Source organism: Rhizobium sp. P32RR-XVIII, assembly GCF_012641395.1.
Lineage (GTDB): Bacteria > Pseudomonadota > Alphaproteobacteria > Rhizobiales > Rhizobiaceae > Rhizobium.
Window position 1 is genome coordinate 402,727 of the sequence record NZ_JABAIH010000003.1, and the last position, 21,001, is coordinate 423,727.

At 59.7% G+C, this 21,001-nt stretch carries 15 protein-coding genes; 2 read left to right on the forward strand and 13 right to left on the reverse strand.

The annotated features are described in order from the left end of the window. Positions 1-68 precede the first annotated feature (68 nt). From HGP14_RS11530 to HGP14_RS11575, 10 genes are all read right to left on the reverse strand, one after another. Positions 69-536, reverse strand: a complete 468-nt coding sequence (locus tag HGP14_RS11530; protein WP_168829972.1) for a cyclic nucleotide-binding domain-containing protein — start codon at positions 534-536, stop codon at positions 69-71. Positions 537-643: 107 nt separating this feature from the next. Further along, positions 644-3,358: an ABC transporter transmembrane domain-containing protein gene (locus tag HGP14_RS11535; RefSeq protein ID WP_168829973.1), complete on the reverse strand. Its 2,715-nt coding sequence runs from the start codon at positions 3,356-3,358 to the stop codon at positions 644-646. Positions 3,359-3,549: 191 nt separating this feature from the next. Further along, a complete protein-coding gene (locus tag HGP14_RS11540) occupies positions 3,550-4,683 on the reverse strand; it encodes a glycosyltransferase family protein (protein WP_168829974.1) in 1,134 nt (377 codons plus the stop codon). Then, the gene (locus tag HGP14_RS11545; protein ID WP_168829975.1) at positions 4,683-5,927 is read right to left on the reverse strand and encodes a glycosyltransferase; all 1,245 of its coding nucleotides are present in this window, start codon (positions 5,925-5,927) and stop codon (positions 4,683-4,685) included. The genes HGP14_RS11540 and HGP14_RS11545 overlap by 1 nt, the downstream gene beginning before the upstream one ends. An 11-nt stretch (positions 5,928-5,938) precedes the next feature. Then, positions 5,939-7,147, reverse strand: a complete 1,209-nt coding sequence (locus HGP14_RS11550) for a glycosyltransferase family protein (protein ID WP_168829976.1) — start codon at positions 7,145-7,147, stop codon at positions 5,939-5,941. A 92-nt stretch (positions 7,148-7,239) separates the two neighbouring features. After that, entirely contained in the window at positions 7,240-8,412 is a 1,173-nt protein-coding gene (locus HGP14_RS11555) for an ABC transporter permease (RefSeq protein ID WP_168829977.1), read from the reverse strand. Then, on the reverse strand, positions 8,412-9,410 hold the full coding sequence (locus tag HGP14_RS11560; RefSeq protein ID WP_168829978.1) for an ABC transporter permease: 999 nt from the start codon (positions 9,408-9,410) through the stop codon (positions 8,412-8,414). Before HGP14_RS11560 ends, HGP14_RS11555 begins: the two co-directional genes overlap by 1 nt. A 1-nt stretch (position 9,411) precedes the next feature. Further along, on the reverse strand, positions 9,412-11,322 hold the full coding sequence (locus tag HGP14_RS11565) for an ABC transporter substrate-binding protein (protein ID WP_168829979.1): 1,911 nt from the start codon (positions 11,320-11,322) through the stop codon (positions 9,412-9,414). Next, on the reverse strand, positions 11,316-13,211 hold the full coding sequence (locus HGP14_RS11570; protein ID WP_168829980.1) for an ABC transporter ATP-binding protein: 1,896 nt from the start codon (positions 13,209-13,211) through the stop codon (positions 11,316-11,318). The genes HGP14_RS11565 and HGP14_RS11570 overlap by 7 nt, the downstream gene beginning before the upstream one ends. A gap of 145 nt (positions 13,212-13,356) precedes the next feature. After that, a complete protein-coding gene (locus HGP14_RS11575; RefSeq protein ID WP_168829981.1) occupies positions 13,357-14,700 on the reverse strand; it encodes an adenylate/guanylate cyclase domain-containing protein in 1,344 nt (447 codons plus the stop codon). Between the two features lie 442 nt (positions 14,701-15,142). Between HGP14_RS11575 and HGP14_RS11580 the strand changes: the two genes are divergently transcribed. After that, positions 15,143-16,483: a nucleotide sugar dehydrogenase gene (locus tag HGP14_RS11580; protein WP_168829982.1), complete on the forward strand. Its 1,341-nt coding sequence runs from the start codon at positions 15,143-15,145 to the stop codon at positions 16,481-16,483. On the opposite strand, the gene HGP14_RS11585 is transcribed toward HGP14_RS11580, so the two are convergent. Beyond that, entirely contained in the window at positions 16,473-17,648 is a 1,176-nt protein-coding gene (locus HGP14_RS11585; RefSeq protein ID WP_168829983.1) for a DUF3095 domain-containing protein, read from the reverse strand. The two genes, HGP14_RS11580 and HGP14_RS11585, sit on opposite strands and share 11 nt — an antisense overlap. A gap of 123 nt (positions 17,649-17,771) precedes the next feature. Here HGP14_RS11585 and HGP14_RS11590 point away from each other — a divergent pair, with 123 nt between their 5' ends. Next, positions 17,772-18,251, forward strand: a complete 480-nt coding sequence (locus HGP14_RS11590) for a class I SAM-dependent methyltransferase (RefSeq protein ID WP_168829984.1) — start codon at positions 17,772-17,774, stop codon at positions 18,249-18,251. On the opposite strand, the gene HGP14_RS11595 is transcribed toward HGP14_RS11590, so the two are convergent. Both HGP14_RS11595 and HGP14_RS11600 read right to left on the reverse strand, forming a co-directional pair. Next, entirely contained in the window at positions 18,252-19,130 is an 879-nt protein-coding gene (locus tag HGP14_RS11595; RefSeq protein ID WP_168829985.1) for an FkbM family methyltransferase, read from the reverse strand. Next, positions 19,130-20,848 (reverse strand): adenylate/guanylate cyclase domain-containing protein, encoded by a 1,719-nt coding sequence (locus tag HGP14_RS11600; RefSeq protein ID WP_168829986.1) that lies wholly within the window; start codon positions 20,846-20,848, stop codon positions 19,130-19,132. The genes HGP14_RS11595 and HGP14_RS11600 overlap by 1 nt, the downstream gene beginning before the upstream one ends. Between the last annotated feature and the right edge of the window lie 153 nt (positions 20,849-21,001).

A 21,001-nucleotide genomic window follows, 5' to 3' on the forward strand; every position in this document is an offset into this window, starting at 1 on the left:
AGCTGGACGCTGGCACCCGTTTGCCAGCGCAAGCCGTGCGGGCTTTTTGAGCTGGAATCTATCGAAATTTACTGGAAGGCCGCTTGCGGCTGTTTGGCGCGGGCTGCCGTCAACTCTGCGGTCGTATGGTTCAGCCGGTCGGCAAGGACGCGCATGATCTCGACTGCGATCTCGGGAAAATCGCTGAGCAGCTTCAGGAAATGTTCCTTGCTGATACGCAGCACTTCGAGCGGCGAGGTCGCACGCACGGTTGCGGTGCGCGATACGTCGCAGAGAATGGCGATTTCGCCGACGATGGAATTAACCTCTACATCGGCGACCTTTATGTCGCCCGCCGGCGAATGCACGAGAATATCGGCCGTGCCGGAAAGCACGACATAGGCGGCGTCGCCGGGATCGCCTTGCTGGAAAAGATCTTGGCCGGCCTTGTAGGTCATCCGGTCGGAGGTGAAAGCCAAAAGCTTGAGTTTCGCCGGGGCGACCCTTGAAAAGATCGGCACCCGACGCAGCATTTCGACTTCATCTCTCAACAGCATGAGCGTTTTACCCCTTACCGCCTCTCCTGCCGTAGGAGAATGCGCTTTCAAAAACTCTACGGACATTCCCTCGCAAGAATGCCGTTCTATGCCGCCCCAATAGAATATTACGATAACAGTTCCTTGAACATACCGTTTTTCTCGGAAAGTTCCGGATAGATTCCGGCCTCCACCAGGTCACCACGATCGAATAGCAAAATCCGGTCGAAGATTTCCGCAAGTCTTGCATTCGAAAGCACCCAGACGATCGCCGGGCGCTTGCCGTCCTCGTGTAAATCCTGGATGACATTGCGAATGATCTGGTCCTGCACACGTTGATCGAGCGCTGGAAGCGGCCGGTTGAAGATGAAGTAGTCCGAACGTTTCAGGAGAGCACGGGCAAGGTTGAGCTTCTGGCGCTGGACCATCGTCAATCGCTTACCGCCGGAGCCGACGTCGAATTCAAGGCCGATCGAAAGCACGTCGTCATAAAGGTCAAGCGCATCGAAGAGATCGGCCATGATGGTGCGGATGCGGTCGGAGGCGTCCGCCTGCTGATAGGCGATGCGGCCGAACAGAACATTGTCCATCAGCGACGCTGACGACGTGAAGCGCTCGGAATCATAGCGCTCGATGAGTGCTGCGAGATCGGCCGGGATATGCTCGTGGAACTGCTTGCGGGCGGCCACGATCTTTGCCATCAGCTCGTCGGTCAGCAAGCCGAAGCGGTGGCGCGGCTCGATGTAGGCAAAGCTCAGCCGGATAATCATCGAGCGCTCGTCCGCAGTCGCATCCTCGAACCTGCGGCTCTGCAATTTTTGCAGCAATCCCTGATAGGTCGGAATATCATCCGGCGTCATGAAGGTCAGTTGCTGGAAGAAGGGGTGGTCCGGCGGCAGATCGTGGAAGAGTTCGACAGCGTTCTCGGCGATCTCCAGACCCATCGCATAGAGGTCGTTGCTGAGCCCGGTTTCGCGGAAAAGCTGCTGGAAATAGGGGTGTGCCGCAAGCCTCCGGTTCGTCATCATCGGCCGCTTCATCGTGCCGAAAAGCAGGTTCTCGCCGACTGTCGCCTGGGAATTATAGCTGTCGAAGTCAAACGGCACGACGATGTTGTCGAGGCTCTCCTCTTTCATGCGTTCCCGCAACGACCGACGCAGATCGACGATGCTGTCGGCCAGCGCTACATGGGCGGCGGTGTTGACCGTCGAGCGGAGCGCAAGGTCCAGGATGTCCTGCGAGATCAGGACGGCATCGAGCACCGGACGGATCGCCTTTAGCAGGTCTTCCGGCCCGGTTGCCCCGGCCGCACTATAGTCCACCCAGTCGCTGTTGAGGTCGAGCACCGGGTTGCCTGCCTTGAGCGCCTCGGCCGCATGCCATTTGAATTCCTGCGCGGCCTGGTCCTCGTATCCGGGGTCGGTCAGCGGCGCATGCTTTAGACCGTAGACAAGATTGTCGCGCAGCGTGCCGTGGAAGAAATAGGTATCGGCAGAGGCATAGGAAATGCGCCGGCCCGTAATCGACTCCGGTAACTCCAGCAGGTCGCGACCGTCGATGGTGATCCGGCCGGCTTCCGGCCAGACAATGCGGCCAAGCGCGTCGGCAAAGGCTTCCGCGCCGCTGCCGTTCGGCCCGACGACCGCTACCGTCTCGTTCGGCTTGATCTCGGCTGAGACGTGATTGACCAGGCGCGCGCCGCTATCGTCGCTGATGGCAAGATTGCTGACGACCAGCGCCGCCGTCAGCGGAACGATCGTGTCCGTCGGGATTTCCTGGATACGGCTCTCGATAAGCGGCTCGACATTGAACTGCTCATAAACCTGCTGGTATTTCACCTGAACGTCCTGGCGCATCTGGTCCCAGTCGATCAGTTCTTTCAGTGGTCCGGGAAGATCCTTATAGGCGCTGATGACGGCGACGAGCTGGCCGATATCGAGGCGTCCCTGCAGCGCCAGATAGCCGCCGATCGCGTAAAAGAGAAAGGGCGTCACCTGAGCGAGGAAGTTGTTCAGGAACTTCACCAGGAACTTCCACTGATAAAGATCGTAGCGGATGGAGAAAATCAGGCCGAGGCGGGAGGCGATGTCCGCTCGTTCAAGGTTCGAGGTATCGTTGGAGTGGATCGTACCTATGCCATCGACAATTTCGCCGACGCGGCCGGAAAGCTCTCGGGCGGTGAGCTGGCGCTGGCGGCCGAGCTCGAGCAGGCGCTTCCTCATCCGGGGAATGATGACCGCCTGAACGCCGACAATCCCTGCCGCGATCATGCCCAGCCAGAAATTCTGGACAATAATGAATGCGAGTGCCGTCAGCGCCTGGCCGCCGAGAAGGGCAGGCGCGACGAAAGCATCGCCGGTGAAGCCGCCCATCGGCTCCACCTCATCCTTGATCATCGTGGCAACTTCAGCGGATTTCACGCGCTTGAAATGAGCGGGCGGAAATCTAAGAACCCTGTCGATCAACTCGAATCGGATACGCCGCAGCATCCGTTCGCCCAGCCGGCCCTTGTAGGTGTTGATATAGAATTTGAAGAGGCCGTTCAGAACCACGAGCGCCAGGAAGACCAGGCTGAGCGCCATCAGCATCTGCAGCCGGTTGAGCTGGATACCCTCGAAGAATTCGACATGCCCGATCAGCGGGATGTCATAGGCAATATGCATGAAGGTCTGCGTCGCGTTTGCGTTGTCGAAGCCATCGCCTTGAATCGGTCCGTTGACGATCTGTTTCGGCAGATCGAAGGACAGGAAGTAGGGGATCATCGAAACGGCAACGACAGCCAGTATCCAAAGTTGTTGCAGCCGCGTGTTCGACCAGATGTAGCGGGCGAGGCTTTTTTCCATTGCTAACCGTCAGCCAGTTGGGAAGGAGTGAGGCCGAGACTAGGGCCGTTCGGAAGAGGAGATGCAGAAAACAGATTCATGCAACCGCCCCCCGATGTCGAAATGAAATCAAGGCGAAGCGGATTACTGTTGAATGCCGATTCTCCCCAGAGCTCACTTATATCATAGGACTTTCGTAATAGGCGAGCAATTCAACCGAGCATCGAGCGAATGATCGAAGCGGTTGTCTCGGCGCCGGTCAGATCGAGTTCCGCTTCCTTTCTCGCTGGCGCCGAAAGCGCCTCCGTGGCCGCCGCAGCCACCCGCTCGGCGGTCAATCCCTGTTCCGGGAGGATGGCAGCAAGGCCCATCGCCAGCAGGCGCTCGGCCCGCACGGTCTGTTCCGTCTCGCCGCCGGCAACAAAGGGGATGAGGATCGCGCGGCAATCCGTTCGCAGGAGATCGCCGACCGTATTGTAGCCCGCCTGTGAAATCGAGACTTTCGCGCCACGCAAGAGCGAGGGGAAATCCTTTCGGAAGCGCGCAAGCGTGACGTTGGCAGGGGCTTCCCGGCTCAACGAAACGAAGTCGGATTCCGGCAGATTGGGCCCGGTGACGAGCAGCCAGCGGCGGCTTTCGGGAAGCATGGCGGCCGCATCGCGCGCTGCGCGGATCAGCTCGAGGCCAACGGCTCCGCCACCAGCAGATGCAATAATGTCAAAGGTCTCGCTCGGCTCGGCGGCCGGCGGCGGCGTAACCAGGCCGGTGTAGCGTACCTTGTGGGCGATCTCGGCCGCCAGCGGAAAGGTGTCTTCAAGCCGCACGAAATCGGGATCACCATGAACGAGCACGACATCGAAATGCCGCTTCACAAGCTCGGCGGTTTCTGCGTCGCGCCCCGGCTTGCGGTTTTCCTGCAGGATGTCGCGCACGGAGCTGAAGAGCTTCGGCCGTGGATTGCTCCTTTCGATTAAATCGAGCAAAGGCAGCAGTTCGAAGCGCATCTGGCGCCTGCCGAATGGGAAGGCCTCAATGATGACAGCATCCGGCCTTGCCTTTTCAAAAGCAGCAAGCAGCAGATCGCGACGCGCCGAAAGAAACGCTTCGCCGGCTACATTGCCCTCGGCGTCCGCCAGGCCCGAGAAGCCGGCATTGCTTGCGACAACAGGCGGCAGCGCCACGGTTTTCACCCCTTCGCCCGGAAAACCTGGAACGGGCAAGCCTCCGGTGACGACGGTCACGTCGAAGCCGTCCCTTGCCAGAGCGCTGGCGATGCGGCTTGCACGGGCGATATGGCCGATGCCGAGCAGGTGTTGAACATAAAAGAAAATGCTCTTTGCCGTCATCAGGGCTTCTGCCATTCGTCTTCAAAGAGGCGGGCCAGTTGCTTTATGCTCGACTGATAGTCGAAACGCTCGCGCACGCGTCTTTCCGCTGCGTCGCCGAGGCGGCTTCGGAGCGCAGGATCACGGATCGCTGTTTCAAGCGCGCCGGCCAGTGCCCGGGGGTCCTCTGGTGGAACGGTAAAACCGTCCTCGCCATTCGTCAGAAGTTCCGGAACGCCGGACACCTCGGAGGAAATGCACACGAGACGCTGGCTCGATGCCTCGACGAGGACGTTCGGCAGGCCGTCGCGATCACCGTTGGCCGCAATGCGACAGGCGAGCGCGAAGAGATCGGCGCGGCGGTAGTGGTCGAGCACATCCTCCTGGGCCAACGCGCCTTTCCAGGTGATCTTGCCGGCGAGACCAAGTTCTGAAGCGAGCGCCTTGAGTTTCGCAAGCTCCTCGCCGCCGCCGATGTGCTCGAGGCGCCAGTGCAGGGATTTGGGAAGCAAGGCGAGGGCGCGCAGCAGGACGTCGTAGCCCTTCTTTTCCACCGCACGGCCGACGCTCAACAGAAAAACAGGGTCGGCAGGGTCGGTGCCATCCCGCTTCGAGCGCAGCCCTTCGAAAGGGGCGAACCGGGCAAGATCGAGTCCATGATAGCTGAGATGAACTGAATCCGGGCGGCTGCTCAGCTTGCGCATATGCTCGTAGCCGGTCCTGGTACATGTGACCGCCCAGCGCGCGCTGTCGAGCTTCACGCTCAGCTCCCAGTCGGGCGAAGTCCAAATGTCCTTGGCATGCGCCGAGACGGTCCAGGGCACGCCGGTCAGAATGCTGGCATATTCGGTGACGGATGCCGGCGTGTGGATGAAATGTGCGTGCAGCCACTGCCCGTTGTCCGGCCATTCACGCGCCAAGACGAGCGCCTGACCAAGGCGGCGGAAGCGGTTGCGCGACATGTCGCGCGGCAAATCCATCAGGAAGCGTTTCAGCAGTACTGCAAAACCCGGCCTTCCGAAGCCGGAAAAAAGCCCTTTCAGCACGCGGAGCGGCTCATCGTGCAAGTATTCCGGCAGGTAGACGACACGTGCCTTGATTTCGTCATGCACCGGATGGCGCTTCTTGTCGGTCGGACGCCTCATTGAAATCAGCGTCAGATCGAAGCCTGCTTTCTCGAGCCCAAGCAGCTCCTGCGCAATGAAGGTCTCCGAAAGGCGTGGATAGCCTTTCAGCACGACGAGGATCTTCCGGCGTTCGAGCAAGGTTTTGTTCTTTATTCTGCGCCGACAAGGGCGAGACGATTGCGTCGATTGTCGAGCCAGTGGCCGACAGTTTGCGAAATATGGTTTAACCCCTCGAGTTGCATATCGCATCCACCCTTCGATGGTGGTTGTCGTTCCCGCAGACGCTTCAGCGCCTCCGCCATGACGGCAGGATCAGCCGATTGGTCAGGAAGTAGCATGTCGACAAGACCGAGTTCGCTGGCACGCTGGGCACGCAGCAACTGCTCCTCGCGAGGCTTGACCCGGGGCACGATGAGGGCAGGTTTGTCGAAGGAGAGGATTTCGCAATAGGTATTATAGCCGCCCATGGCGACGACGCCGGTGGCACCCGCGATGAGCTCTTCCATGTGGTTGTCGAACTCGATCACCTCGATATAGGGAATCTTCTCGCCCTTCTCGACAAGTTTCGCCCGTTCGGCTGACGGCATGTAAGGTCCGAGGACGACCAGTGCTTTTTGCTCCAGCGTCGCATCATGCTCGTAGGCGTTCATCACGTCATGAACGAGATCGGAACCATCTCCGCCGCCGCCTGTGGTGATGAGGATATAATCGTCCTTACGGGCGTTGATCGACTTCTTGTCCTTTGAGACGCTCCGCTGAAGAAAGCCGACGAAATCCATCTTCCGGCGCAGACTTTGCGGGACGTCGAGGCCGATCAGGGGATCGTAAAAATCCGGCGGCCCGTAGACCCAGACGCTGTCATAGTACTGTTCGATCTTCTTCATGATGCCGTTTCTCTTCCATTCGGCATCGAGCAGGTGCGGCGCGTCCATGATTTCACGGAGACCGAGGACCAGCGTGGTACCCTGGGCCTTGAGATAGGCAAGCGTATCCTCGACTTCGCCCTTGAGGCCCATCGGCTCCTTGTCGACGATGAAGATGTCCGGCTGAAAGGTCTCGGCCGTATGGCGGATGCTCGATTCCCGCATCTTCAGCGTTTCGTGCAGGTCTATATGGCTCGCCATCGATGTGTATTCACCGTTGTGCAGCTTGATCACGCTCGGGATCTTCACGAAATCGACGCGAGCCCGGTAATCGAAGGCGCCGGCGATGGTCGCGCCGGAGATGATCAGCACGTTTAGCCCGCGATAATCCTCGACCAGCGCATGGGCGATTGTTCGGCAGCGGCGCAGGTGGCCGAGCCCAAACGTGTCGTGGCTGTACATCAGGATCCGAGCATCTTCCACGCGTCTGGCCATGGGTATTTCCTTTGGAGTGAACGACATCTTAGCCCCTCCGTTTACCGGAGGTTGAAAAGTCGCGGAGCGCGATATCTCCGCCAGGCGTTCTACTATTTGTAGGGATCAGCCGCATCGCGCAATCCGTCTCCCAGAAAGTTGAAGGCTAAAATCACGAGGACGACCGGTATGATCGGGAAAAGAAGCCATGGATAAAAAGCGATGACACTGACGCTCTTGGCCTCGGTAAGCAGGACGCCCCAGCTCGTGATCGGAGGACGAAGACCGAGACCGAGGAATGACAGCGCGGTTTCACCAAGGATCATGCCCGGGATCGAGATTGTCGCAGAGGCAATCAGATGTGACATGAAGCCGGGAACCAGGTGCCGCCCAATAATGCGGGGGGTGCTCGCGCCCATCAACTGGGCAGCCTGCACGTAGTCTTCTTCACGCAATGCCAGGAGCTTCGAGCGCACCGCACGCGCAAGTCCGGTCCAGTCGATGATACCGAGAATGACGGTGATGCCGAAATAGATGACGATCGGGCTCCACGTCACCGGCATGATGGCCGCAAGCGCCATCCAGAGCGGCAGGCTCGGCAGCGACTGCAGAACCTCGATCAGGCGCTGGACGACAAGGTCGAAAACGCCGCCCCAATAACCCGCAAGACCGCCGATGACGATGCCGAGTACGAAGCTGATCGTGATGCCGATCAGGCCGATCGTCAGCGAAATCCGCGCGCCGTAAAGAATGCGGGAAAGCACGTCGCGTCCAAGCCGATCGGTACCGAGCAGGAACATCTGTCCGCCTTCTGCCGGGCAGACGAGGTGGAGATTGGACGGGATGATGCCCCAGAACTTGTATGGGTCACCGCGGCAGAAAAAGCGGATCGGTTGAACATCGTTCGGGTTGTCGGTGTAGATTCGCCGCAGCGTGTCGAGGTCGAGCTGCATCGTGCGGCCATAGACAAACGGACCGACGAACTGGCCCTTGTCGAAGAAGTGCACCCGCTGGGGCGGGGAGTGGATGTAGTCCACATTGCGCGTGTGCAGACCGTAGGGCGCAAGGAATTCGACGACCAGGATCATCAGATAGACGGCCAGCAGGAAGATGCCAGATGCCAGCGCCAATCGGTGCTGCTTGAACTTCCACCACATCAGCTGCTTCTGGGAAGCAAGGTGAATACGCGAATTTGCTGCCGTCATGGTCTCCGTAGCGATCGGGTCGAAAGGCGCGGTCGAAACGTAGTGCGGCAATGGAGCGCCAGGCGGCGGCAAAGAGGACATTATTTGGTGCTCCTGCCCTGCAGACGGATGCGCGGATCAAGGAAGCCCAGCGCGATATCCGATATCAGCACACCGATGACGTTGAGGAAGGCAAGGAACATCAGGAAGGAACCGGCAAGATACATGTCCTGGCTCTGGAGCGCTTTGATGAGCATCGGGCCGGTCGTTTCAAGCGACAGCACGATGGCGACGATCTCGGCGCCGGAGATGATCGACGGCAGGATCGAACCGATGTCGGCGACGAAGAAGTTGAGTGCCATGCGCAGCGGATATTTGATGAGGGCGCGGGTAGGATGAAGACCTTTGGCGCGCGCCGTCGTCACGTATTGCTTCTGCATCTCGTCCAGCAGATTGGCGCGCAGGCGGCGGATCATGCCTGCCGTTCCGGCCGTGCCGACGATAATGACCGGAATCCAGAGGTGCGAGAGGATAGATCGCGCCTTTTCCCAACTCATAGGCTCATTGAGATATCTCTGATCCATCAGATGGCCGATCGAGACCCCGAACCAGACGTTGGCGAAATACATCAGGATCAATGCCAGCATGAAGTTCGGAATGGCAATTCCGAGCAGGCCGAGGAAAGTGAGCCCGTAGTCGCCCCAGCTATATTGATGTGTGGCGGAATAGATCCCGATCGGGAAGGCGATCAGCCAGGTGACCAGGATCGTCGAGAAGGAAACGAGGATCGTCAGCCACAGGCGCTCGCCGACGACTTCGGAAACAGGCAGCTGGTATTCGAACGAATAGCCAAAATCCCCCTGTAGCATGCCGCCGACCCAATAAAGGTAACGAACGATCTCGGGCTTGTCGAAACCGTATTGCTTTCGGAGCTCTTCGATTTCCTGCAGGTTCGCAGTCTCGCCCTGCGCCCTCAGTTCGGCGATCTGGCTCTCGAAGAAATCGCCAGGCGGCAGTTCGATTATCGTGAAAACGAGCGCTGAAATCACGATCAGCGTCGGCACCATGGCGGCAATCCGCCAGAGGATATATCTCAGCACCTCACGCCTCCTTCAGCCAGAACGTATCCGGCATGTAGATTCCGAGATAGGAGGTCGGATCGAAACCGTAGAGCGCGCTCTCCGGCACGTTCTGCATCTTCGCCGAACGCAGGATGGGCTGCAGTGCGCCATTGATAAGGCCGATCGAGAACACCTGCTGAGTGTAGATCGACAGCATCTTGTGCCAGATCTCTTCGCGCTCGCGGAAGTTGGACGTGGAGCCCCACTGGTTGAGCAGGTCGACCAGCTCAGCGGCCTCGGGTAGGTCGGGCGGACTGCCCTCCTGGCCGGCAGAAAGAAAGTGCATGCCCCAGATCGGCCATTGTAGTTGGTCGTCCATGGTCGGGGCCAACTGGCTCGGCGCCATGTCGGCCGTCGGTACGCCATTTTCGATTCCGAACCATATCGACATCGTGGTCGTGCCGCTCATGGCGCGGCTCTGGAAAACTTCGCGTTGGGAGGTTCGCGTGAAAAGCGCCAGCCCGATATTCTTCCAGTGATCACGCACGAGCTCGAGCACATCGGTATCGAGCGTGCTTTCGCCTGCGGTCTCGACAGTGATTTCCGCGCGCCGCCCGTCCGGCAGCAGGCGTATGTCGTCGCTGTCGCGGTTTGCGAGACCGAGTTCGTCGAGCAGCTTGTTCGCCTGATCGGGGTCGAACTGCACAAAGGCGTCGGCATATTCCTGCTTGAATAGCGGGCTATCCGGCAGAACCGTATCGGCACTGGGCCTCCCGAGGCCATAAAAGGCGACCATGTTGATCTCGTGCCGGTCGACCCCAAGCGAGAGCGCGCGGCGGAAACGTACGTCGCGGAAGAGGTTGCGCCAGGTCTCATCTGCGCAATTGAGGTTCGGGTAGAGCGCCAGACGTGAACCGCGCGCCTGCTTCCAGAGGTTGACCTTTACCGGAAAACGCTTCTCGGCTTCCTTCAGGAAGGTGTAGTCGTTGAAATCGATGCCGGTCGCCTGCAGGTCGGACTCCCCGGCGCCGGCCTTCGCCGCGATGATCGAGGACGAACTGACGTTCAGGATGAAGCGATCGATATAAGGCAATTGCATGCCGTTCTCATCGACGCGATGGAAGAACGGGTTGCGCACGAAGACAAACTGATCTGCCGGCGGGGCCGTCGTGTTGCGCCAGGGATCAAGCGTCGGCAGTTCAGGGTTTTCCGGGCGCGAGGCTCGCGACATCTTGATGTGCAGGTCGGCCCACTTCTTCACCCGGTTTTCCCGCATCAAGGCTGAAAGCCGGAAGTCATCCTGATATTTCTGATGGAACTGCTTGAGGTAATGCGCCGGGCCGAAGATCACGAGCGGCAGCGGCCCGGCGAGCGACGGCAGGAAATTCGGATTGGGTATATCCCAGCTGTAGCGGACAACGAGTTCGTCCAGCACCTCGAAACGGGGCAGCTCGCCGTGAGGTCGCAGCTCCAGCGCGCCACCGCCAGGCGTCAGAAACTTGTTCAGGATGACGTCTTCCCACCAGTAGCGGAAATCGTCGGCCGTAAACGGATGACCGTCGGACCACTTGTGGCCTTTGCGAAGGTGAAAGGTGAAGACGCTGTCGTTTTCCGAGGTGTAGCCGCCCAGGATATCCGGCTGGAAACGCAGGTGCTTGTCGTAGCCGACAAGGCGCGAGTAGCCATAGACCGTCATGTAGCGGATGTCGCGGGCGCTGCCGATGATCGTGCGCACCGATCCGCCATAGACGCCTGGCGTCAGCCCGGCCTCCTTCATGTTGACGATGCGGGGGTGTTTCGGCAGCCGATCGGCCATCAGCGGAATGCGATCTGCTCTCAGCAGGTCGCTCAGGAATTCCGGCTCGATGTCGCGTTCGCCGACAGCGTTTGCGAGAGAGGGTCCGATGGCCGAGCCGATAAGGCCGCCCAGAAACGTTCGGCGGGTTACCATGCGCGCAGCTCCTTCGCGTCGGCACCCTTTCGCGCCCGCACGAGATGGCCGTTGCCGAGATCAGCATAGTCGAGCTCGGATGCGTCGTCATGTTCGGCGGTGAAGGTCACGCCCCAATTCTGCTTGTCGGCGGCACCACTCTTGCGCAGCTCTTCGAAATCGAGCGGACGATCTAGATCGGGGAAGGGGACCGCAGCAAGCAGAGACTTCGTATAGGGATGCACCGGATCACGCAAAATGACCTCACGCGGCGCGATCTCGACAATGCGCCCTTTGCACATCACGGCGATGCGATCAGCCATGTAATCGACGACCGCAAGGTTGTGCGAGATAAACAGGTAGGTAAGGCCGAGCTCCTTCTGCAAGTCCTTCAGCAGATTGAGGATCTGCGCCTGCACGGAAACATCGAGCGCCGAAACCGGCTCATCGAGAATGATGAGTTTGGGATTGAGCGCCAAGGCGCGCGCGATACCGATGCGCTGGCGCTGCCCGCCCGAGAAACTGTGGGGGTAGCGGTTCAGGTAGCGCCGGTCGAGGCCGATCGCACCCATCAGCGCTTCGACCTTGTGTTTGCGCTCGGTACTGTCGCCGCGGTCGTGGATTTCCAGCGGCTCACTCAGGATATTGCGCACCGTCATGCGCGGCGACAGCGATGAGACCGGATCCTGGAACACCATCTGGATCTTGGTGCGCAATTCCTGCAGGTCATCGCCCTTGACGGAAAGCACGTCGATCACTTCGTTTCCGTCATTGAAGACCACCGAGCCGGTGTCGGGCGTGATGGCGCGCATCAGGATCTTGCTGACGGTGGTCTTGCCGCAGCCGGATTCGCCAACCAGCCCGAGACATTCGCCGCGGCGGATATCGAAGGTGACGTCGTCCACGGCGCGCACGACTGCGGCTTCCCCCCTGGCGAAAAGGCCGCGGTTGCGAGTCTTGTAGGTCTTGGACAGATTATTGACCGAAAGCAGCACCTTCGGCGCGTTCGTATCGACCGTTTGCTTTTTGCCGATGAGCGATTCCAGATTGACCGGTACGTCGCGCACGGCCTTCAGCCGTTCGCCTGGCTTCATGTCGAAATGCGGCACGGCGGCCATCAGGCCCTTGAGGTAGGGGTGCTGCGGGTTGCGGAAAATCGCATTCACCGGGCCAGCTTCCATGATTTCACCGTGGTAGATCACGACCACCTCATCCGCCATATTGGCAACCACGCCGAGGTCATGGGTAATGAGCAGCATTGCCATGCCGAGCTTGTGCTGAAGGTCGCGCAGCAGCTCTAGAATTTGCGCCTGGATTGTCACGTCGAGCGCAGTTGTCGGCTCGTCGGCGATCAGGAGTGCCGGCTTGCAGATCAGCGCCATCGCGATCATCGCGCGCTGGCGCATGCCGCCTGAAAGCTCGAACGGATACATGTCATAGGTGCGCTTCGGATTGGCAAATCCGACGAGGCCGAGCATCTCTTCGGTTCTGGCGCGCGCCTCCTTCTTGTCGATATCGGTATGGATCAGCAGCACCTCGCTGATCTGGTTGCCGACCGTGTGGAGCGGCGAGAGCGACGTCATCGGCTCCTGGAAGATGGTCGCCATGCGCTTGCCGCGCAAATCGCGCATTTCCTCGCTGTCGCGGCCGAACTGAAGAATGTCGGTGGTCTCGCCGTTCAGCGGATCGTTAAAAAGGATGCTGCCTGTCGCCTGCGCTGCGTTCGGCAGGATACCCATGATCGACTGGCTGATCACCGATTTGCCGGAGCCGGACTCTCCAACAAGGGCGGTTACTTTTCCTGGGAGAATGCGTAGTTCGGCATTTCTTACAACGCGTAGCTTGTCCCCGAACACCGAGAACGAGACGTCTAGATTCTCGATACGCAACAGGTCGGAAGTAGACGCCATACCAATGATATACCCCAGTCTCTTTTGTGTTCCCGTTAAGGCACACTATCGTACCGCAAACGGGGTGTCCAGTTGATGACACAGATCAGAGACTGGGCTTGGTTACCTGAGTTCAACAAGCAAACAAGGGCCTTTTTGCTCGGCCTTACTGGACGAATTTTTCGACTGCCGTCGGCTTCAGCTGCTTTTTCGCATCGCGATGGAGCAGGATGACCTGTTCGGCTTCGGAAAGAAGGTTCTGAGCGGCCTCGCGGAAACTGCCTTCAATGGAGAGCGCCGGGGCGGGTGCACGGGGTTGAAGGATCGTCACCTTCTGACGGATGCCGCGCAGCTTCTCCTCGCCGAGCGTCGTCCATTCGCCGCCGCAATAGCCGGCAAAAGCCTGGCTGGCCACGACTTCGCGATTGTACTTCTTCGTCAGCGACTGCAGGCGCTGGACTTCGTTGACGGCCGAACCGAAGGCCGAGAATGTCAACCGGTCCTTGAGCCCGACATTGCCGAACATCACATTGCCGATATGCAGGCCGATCCCATAACGGACCGCACCGAGACCCTTCTCAGCCCGGTCGTTGTTGAGTTTGGCAACCCGGGCCTGTGCCTGGTAGACGGCCGAAAGGGCTGCCTGCGAAGCAATCTTCGACGGGTCCTTATGCCGGCCACAGGGATATACGGCGAGAAAGCCATCGCCCAGGAAGCTCAGGATCTCGCCGCCGTTTCGATTGAACGGCGCAGCAATCGCATCGAAGAATTCGTTCAGGGTATCGATATAGGCCTGGCGACCTTCCTTTTCGGCATAGACAGTGGATTGACGCATGTCACCCATCACCAAGGCGGCGCGGATCGTTTCTCCATCGCCGCGGCGAATCTGGCCGTTCAGCACGCGCTTGCCTGCGTCGCCGCCGAGATAGGTCGTCAGCATGTTGTTGGCGAGCTTTCCGAGCACGGCCATCTTGGCGGCAACCGCCAGATGATTTTGCATGCGAAGCAGCGCATCGACCATGTCGTCGGAGAAACCGGAATGATTGTCCGTCGACCATGAGCCCATCATGCCCTGTACGGAGCCGTCACCGAAGGGCTGTACGAAAGCAAGGTAGTCAGTCATTTTCTCGGCGCGCAGGTCCTCGAAGATCGGGAATTCGGCCGGGCCATCGTGCGAGATGCGACGGCGGATGTGCTGGAGGTTGTTGTCGAGCAAATAGTAATAGGGGCTCTGGAGAAAGCGGTCCGGCTTTGCACCCACCGAATGGCGATAGCCTTCGATCGTGACGCCGCTGCCACGCCGCCAGGTGAAGCCCAGGGCGTCATAAAGCGGATGCAGCATCGAAAAAGTCAGGTGCACGCGCGCGATCGGCAGTCCGGCGGCGGCGATCCGCTCACAAAAACCGCGAACGATGTTTTCGAGATCATCACCTGCAAGGGAAGAGTTGGTCAGCCATTCGGCGACACGGTCCAGAAGAATCGAGGACACGCTGGAATCGATCGTGCTCATGCCTGGTATTATCCTCATCAAGCACGTCCGCTCCTGAAACGATAAAGTACCCGACCCGCGGCACCGTCGGTGCGCAGGCGGAAATTCAGGATGGACGAGCGGAGTTATTTGTCAACGATCTGCCGAGGAGCCCGGCAGACACACCCAACCCGCAAAAATCCGCGGACGGGCTATCCTTTCTGCAATTCACTTATCCTGTTCAGATAGGCGTGCTGCGAACGCGAAACAATGGCATTCACATAAATTATCCTCCTGCGCGATCACTCAAATGCGTTGCGAGTCCTTTCGGTCACACTGGCGACGGTGCTTGCCGAATGCGGCGCCCCTCAGGCCTGCCGATCACTCCTCACTCACATCGGCGTCAGGACGAGGCGGCGGGTTTCAATCCCTTTGATCTTGCATTATCTCACAGGCTAGCTTTCCTCCTTTCACGAGATCTGCCTTGGCCAGCCCATCCTTCTTCTCTGTGCTTTCCGCAAAACTCGAAAGCCGGTCCGCCCGCGCCGGCGTCATCGGACTTGGCTATGTCGGCCTGCCGCTGGCCATGGCAATTGCAAGGAGCGGCTTTGCCGTCACTGGCTTCGATATCGATCCGAACAAGATCGTCGCCCTGGACGCTCGCAGATCGTATATTGACGCGGTCACGGCGGAGGCGTTGACTGCGGAGGCGGAGGCCGGCCGCTTTTCTGCGACGACCGACTTCGCGGGCCTCAAGGCCTGTGACGTGATCGTCATTTGCGTGCCGACGCCGCTCACGAAACATCGCGATCCGGATCTTTCTTACGTCGAGGCGACCTCGCGTTCGATCGCCGACCATCTCCGCCCCGGACAGCTTGTCGTACTCGAATCGACGACCTATCCCGGCACCACCGACGATGTCGTGAAGGTGATTCTTGAAACGACGGGGCTGAAATCCGGCGTTGATTTCTTTGTCGGCTTTTCGCCGGAGCGCGAGGATCCCGGCAACCAGCATTATCATACCGCAACCATTCCAAAGATCGTCGCCGGAGACGGCGGACATGCGCTGGAGTTGATGAACGCATTCTATGGTGCGGTAGTGAAAACCATTGTGCCTGTCTCTTCCAACGCGACAGCCGAAGCCGTGAAGCTCACCGAAAACATCTTCCGCTCGGTTAATATCGCGCTCGTCAACGAATTGAAGACCGTCTATGCGGCGATGGGCATAGACGTCTGGGAGGTGATCGATGCGGCCAAGACCAAGCCTTTCGGCTATATGCCCTTCTATCCGGGTCCCGGCCTCGGCGGCCACTGCATTCCGATCGATCCGTTCTATCTGACGTGGAAATCCCGCGAATACGAGCTGCCGACGCGCTTTATCGAACTTGCCGGCGAGATCAACTCGGCGATGCCGCGCTACGTCGTCGGCAAGCTCGCCGAAGCGCTGGATGTCCGGTCAGGGAAGGCGCTCAGCCGCAGCAAAATTCTGGTTCTCGGCCTTGCCTACAAAAAGAACGTCGCGGATATCCGCGAGAGCCCCTCGCTGCGGCTGATCGAGATCATCGAGGAGCGCGGCGGCAAAGCGGAGTATCACGACCCGTTCGTCACCGAAATTCCGCCGACCCGCGAACATCAGGCGCTGAAAGGCAGGGCATCCGTAGCACTGTCACCGGAAGCTCTGGCGGATTACGATGCGGTGCTGGTCGCAACCGATCACGACCAGGTCGACTATGCCATGCTTGCCCGGAACGCACCGCTGATTGTCGATACCCGCAACGTCTTCAACCGGCTCGGCCTCTCGGGAGATCACGTCGTCAAGGCGTGACGTCTATCGCTGACAGCGTCTTGCCTGTGATTTTGCTGGCGGCGACCGCATAACCGCCGCTTGCGCCGTCGATGAAATGCATATGGTCGCGTGAGAGAGGCGTCGGCACGAAACAGGTCATGAGCGCCGATTGCTGGCGGTGCAGGCCATACCGGGCAATGCCTTTGGACTGTGCTTCGTCAAGCAGATTTTCGATCCGCTTCAGCCGCGCGGCATCGACATCGATGGTCATTTTCAGCCCGTCGTCGAATTTGCGGAAATCCGAGTTGCCGGCAAGGTCCTTCTTGTAGCGGTGGGCGTCGAACTTGCCGAACGGCAGGCCAAGCTTGTAGAGGACGACCAGCAGGCCGAGCTGCAGCATGATGAAGAGCTTCATTATGAGGCGTCTTCCCTTTGGCGCCTTCACTTTTGCTTCACGATCGATGCCTCTCATCGAGAAAGACAGCTTCGGACCTTCGGGCGGTATCGGATGACCGCTGCGACCCTGCTCCCCAGAGATCGCGACGATTGCCGTCACCAGTTGCTGAAACTCCGCTCCTGGGCCGGCTGTGCCGGGGACGGCAATGATCGAAACAATGTCTCCATGACGCGATTCGATCGGACTCCAGCGGCAGGAGAGGCCGGCGAGGTCCGGCCGGGTGCCCGGCGCTGCGGGCGCAACGGTGTAATTTCCGGCCTTCATCTGCCGTTCGGCCCAGCTGTTGCCGCCCCCCGAGAACATCGCGTAGGTGACGTAAGGGCTCGCGGCATATCGGGCGATCAGCACATCGAGACCTTCACGGCGAATATCCGCAAGCGGCACGACCGCTGTGCGCAGCGTGAAGCCCAGATCCTCTGCGACCCAGACCTGCACAGCCGCAAGCGCTTCGCGCGCAACTTTCTCCAGCGATCCGGGAAGCGCAATGAGCGCACCGTCACCGCCGAAGACGAAGGGATAATCACCTTTGCCAACCGCATTCAGCACGGCGGAGATGACGGAGGCGCCCGCCATGTTGACGTCCTTGTAACGCCCCCCTTCGATCGCTTGTGTCGAGCCGACGATATCGGCAAGCGCCAGAATCCAGCCATCCGGCAGCGGCCGATAGTTACCAGTATCGGCCACGCCCTCGAAATCGGTGAAGACCGGGACGGTCGCGAAGAATTCTCGATCTGAAACGCCACTCATGATTCGACCTTATCACAGACCCACATCGCCGCAGCAACGGCATTTTGATCTACGGTGATCGACTTCGCGCAGTTTCATGTGATAGCACCGGATTGCAAAAAAGAATGACAGACAAGGACATAGATGAGCCGCCTCGACAGCTTCATCCGCCGTTTGACGGCTCAGCGCGACATCCTCAACGCCATCGGCGATCTGGTGAAGGATACGGAAGGTCCGGTTCTGGAATTCGGTCTAGGGAACGGCCGCACCTACGATCATTTGCGCGAGCTATTCCCGAATCGTCGCATCATCGCCTTCGACCGCGAAGTGCGCTCCTACTCCGCCTCGACGCCGCCAGCGGCAGACATGGTGACAGGCGATATCCGAGAGAGTGGCCAAGCCTTTGTCGGCATCGGTGCGGCACTTGCCCATGCCGATATTGGGACCGGTCACGATGAGATCGATGCGGTGACCCTGACCTGGCTGCCGCAGCTGGTGGCCGGCGTTCTCGTAAGGGACGGCATCGCCGTCAGCGGTCTGCCACTCGACTGGCCCGGGCTGGAACCGCTGTCGCTGCCGCCGGGGATCAAGGAAGGACGATACTTTCTCTACCGGCGCATGTGATCAGGGCAAAAAGAGCACGTCATATTGATCGATATCGCGCGGCAGGTCGCGAACCTTCATGTCCTGTTCGCCGTCTTCGAAGAAAACGATGCAATCCTCGTAGAAGCCGGAAAGCGATTCTATGAACTCGCGCGTCTGTTCGGGTCCGTAGAAGAGAGGCGTAAATTCCATGTAAAGCGGCACGCGCCGCGTCATCAGCGCCACCATCGAACGGCACGCGACAGGCTCGTAGCCTTCGATATCCATCCAGACGAGGGCGACATCGCTTTGGTCTAGGCCAGCCCCGCTGAGAATATCGGCCACCGGCCTGACCGGTACGCTGATCTTTGCATCCGACGGACTCTGGCGAATCGCGCTGCTCTTTCCGTGATTGTTCGCGTTGAGGAAGAAGTCGATCTCGCCCGTAATCTCGCCGGCAGCGCAATTGACGAGCGTTACCTTCTTCTCCAGCCGGTTCTGATGGATGTTGGTCTCCAGCAGCGGAAAATTGCGGGGGTCCGGCTCGACGCTGATGATGTGCGAATAGGTGCCGCTCAGCGCAAAATAAACAGTTTGCGTGCCGATATTGGCGCCGAGTTCGAGCAGGGTGCCTTCCTTCCGCAGCAAACCCCGTTCGCGCAGCACCGCCAGCAGCCGGTCGACGTTCTCGCGCTCGAAGTGACCCTTCCGGAAGACCTTGCGGCCGACATAGTCCGACGGCGAGAAGGTCATCAGATGGTCGCCGGCATCGACGGTTATGGAAACAACGCGCTGGCCGATGTTCTCGATCAGCAGGCGGCGGCCGAAGCGGGTATCGAAGAAGCGGCTTGCCATGGCGTTGCGCATCCTGCGCAGGCGCTTTCGCCAGAATTTCCGCGAGCGCCATCCCAAACCGGACATCAGGCTTTTCCTTCGAGCGGTTCGCCCGCCTTTTCCTTGCCGATCACGTAGACTTTCAAGGGCAGTGCGCGGCCACGCACGCTGATTTCGCGGCTTTCGATGCCGCTCATGTCAGCGCCGGAAAGTTCTGCGACCGGTTCGGAAATGACGATCGCCGCGCCGAATTCCTTTGCGGCGCCCTCCAGGCGGCTCGCGACGTTTACCGTGTCGCCCACGGCGGTAAGGTTTCTCACCCTGCCATAGCCCATGGTCCCGACGACGGCGGGTCCAAAATGGATGCCGATCGCAATCTGAAGGGGGATCGTCAGTTCCTCCGCGAACTCGGCACCCAGCTTTTCGATTTCGGACGAAATCGTTGCCGCGGCCGACAGCGCCTGCCGGCAGGCATTCTCCGGCGAAGTGTTGATGCCGAAAAGCGCCATGGCGCCGTCACCGATGAATTTGTCGATCCGCCCGCCGGCCTGTTCCACCGCCTTGCCGGCAACAGCGAAGTATCGGTTGAGCAGAAAAACAATGTCGAAGGGTAGCCGGGTTTCCGTCAGGGTCGTGAAATTGCGGATATCGCAGAAGAGCACGGCGATCTCCCGCTCGCGGCCGGGGCTCGTCTCCTGCGCATTGGCGGGAAGAGCGGTCTCCGTCGCCGGGATCAGCAGCGGCGCGACCGTGACGTCGTGGTCCGGCCGAAGCTGACAGGCCAGCCGCACATCCGGCGCCGCGTTGATGCGCCTCAGCGTCCTCTGCTCCAACTCGCCGGGCGGCGGCAGGCGTTGGTAATTGCCGAGAATCTGCACCCGGCAGGTGGAGCACTGCCCCTTGCCTCCGCAGGCGGAATAGTGCGGCAGTCCGCCGAGGCGGCTTGCCTCCAGAACGGTGAAGCCGCGCGGCACCTTGATTATCTCGCCTCCCGGAAAATGCACAGCGATCTGATCGGTACGCTCTTTCCACTTGCGGCGCGCACGTGCTGCGACGACGGAAAGCAATGCCAGCGAAAAGCCGCCGTAGAGTCCGGCCCGGATCAAGGCGATCTGCTGCAGCGCTTCCGGATCGGTTTGGTAGCGGCTGTTCAGGTTTTCCTGGTAGCGGCCGGTATCGACCAGTCCTTCATAGTCCGGCTCGGCGATGGTGCGGCCCATCTCGATGAAACCAAGCAGCGCAAGTACCGGCAGGAGAATGGCGAACGCCAGAAGCAGCGGCGCAAATCCTGCGTACCACGCCCGGTAACGCAGCCAGAAACGCAGACCGATACAGCCGTGGGCCCAGACGACAACCAGGGTAACCGCCTGCCGGATGCCGGTTCCAAACGAGGTGATCCAGAGGAGGCGTACGATCGTCTCATAGTTGTCGATGTATCTATAGAGTTCGTGAACAATCCGCGTTCCGACGACATGATCGATCAGGAGCAGCGGGATCGCGAGGCCGAGCACGATCTGGGCCATCTCGCCGACTGGCATGACCAGGCTCCGGCGCATGTAAAGCGAGCGAAGCACGAGTGCGATGTGAACGAAAATGGCGCCGTAGAAGATCAGCGTGCCCAGCGGATTGCGCCAGATCGCGAGAAACAGCCGACGGCCATCATCGGCGGCGTCAATGGAAACGAGGCCGAGCGCATGGTTCGACAGATGGAGGGCCACGAAAGTGAACAGGACGAGGCCTGAGCCCAGCCGAGCGCGCCGGATGTTGCGCTCCGAAAAAAACCTTGTGTCTGCGATGCTCGCCATTCATTCCCGTTCTGAACGTTCGAATCTTGGATGCCGAACCCGGATGATCCTAGATCGACTCGACCTAAACCAGATCCGCTCTCAATCGAAACGCCGGAGCACGATCAGCTGAAAACGGCTTCACAGTTTTCGGCGTCATACTCTAGAGATGTT

Bases quoted from the DNA above. Each gene is read 5' to 3' on its own strand.
- HGP14_RS11530 (WP_168829972.1), bottom strand. From the start codon at position 536: ATGCTGTTGAGAGATGAAGTCGAAATGCTGCGTCGGGTGCCGATCTTT.
- HGP14_RS11535 (WP_168829973.1), bottom strand. From the start codon at position 3,358: ATGGAAAAAAGCCTCGCCCGCTACATCTGGTCGAACACGCGGCTGCAA.
- HGP14_RS11540 (WP_168829974.1), bottom strand. From the start codon at position 4,683: ATGACGGCAAAGAGCATTTTCTTTTATGTTCAACACCTGCTCGGCATC.
- HGP14_RS11550 (WP_168829976.1), bottom strand. From the start codon at position 7,147: ATGGCCAGACGCGTGGAAGATGCTCGGATCCTGATGTACAGCCACGAC.
- HGP14_RS11555 (WP_168829977.1), bottom strand. From the start codon at position 8,412: ATGTCCTCTTTGCCGCCGCCTGGCGCTCCATTGCCGCACTACGTTTCG.
- HGP14_RS11565 (WP_168829979.1), bottom strand. From the start codon at position 11,322: ATGGTAACCCGCCGAACGTTTCTGGGCGGCCTTATCGGCTCGGCCATC.
- HGP14_RS11570 (WP_168829980.1), bottom strand. From the start codon at position 13,211: ATGGCGTCTACTTCCGACCTGTTGCGTATCGAGAATCTAGACGTCTCG.
- HGP14_RS11575 (WP_168829981.1), bottom strand. From the start codon at position 14,700: ATGAGCACGATCGATTCCAGCGTGTCCTCGATTCTTCTGGACCGTGTC.
- HGP14_RS11585 (WP_168829983.1), bottom strand. From the start codon at position 17,648: ATGAGTGGCGTTTCAGATCGAGAATTCTTCGCGACCGTCCCGGTCTTC.
- HGP14_RS11590 (WP_168829984.1), top strand. From the start codon at position 17,772: ATGAGCCGCCTCGACAGCTTCATCCGCCGTTTGACGGCTCAGCGCGAC.
- HGP14_RS11595 (WP_168829985.1), bottom strand. From the start codon at position 19,130: ATGTCCGGTTTGGGATGGCGCTCGCGGAAATTCTGGCGAAAGCGCCTG.
- HGP14_RS11600 (WP_168829986.1), bottom strand. From the start codon at position 20,848: ATGGCGAGCATCGCAGACACAAGGTTTTTTTCGGAGCGCAACATCCGG.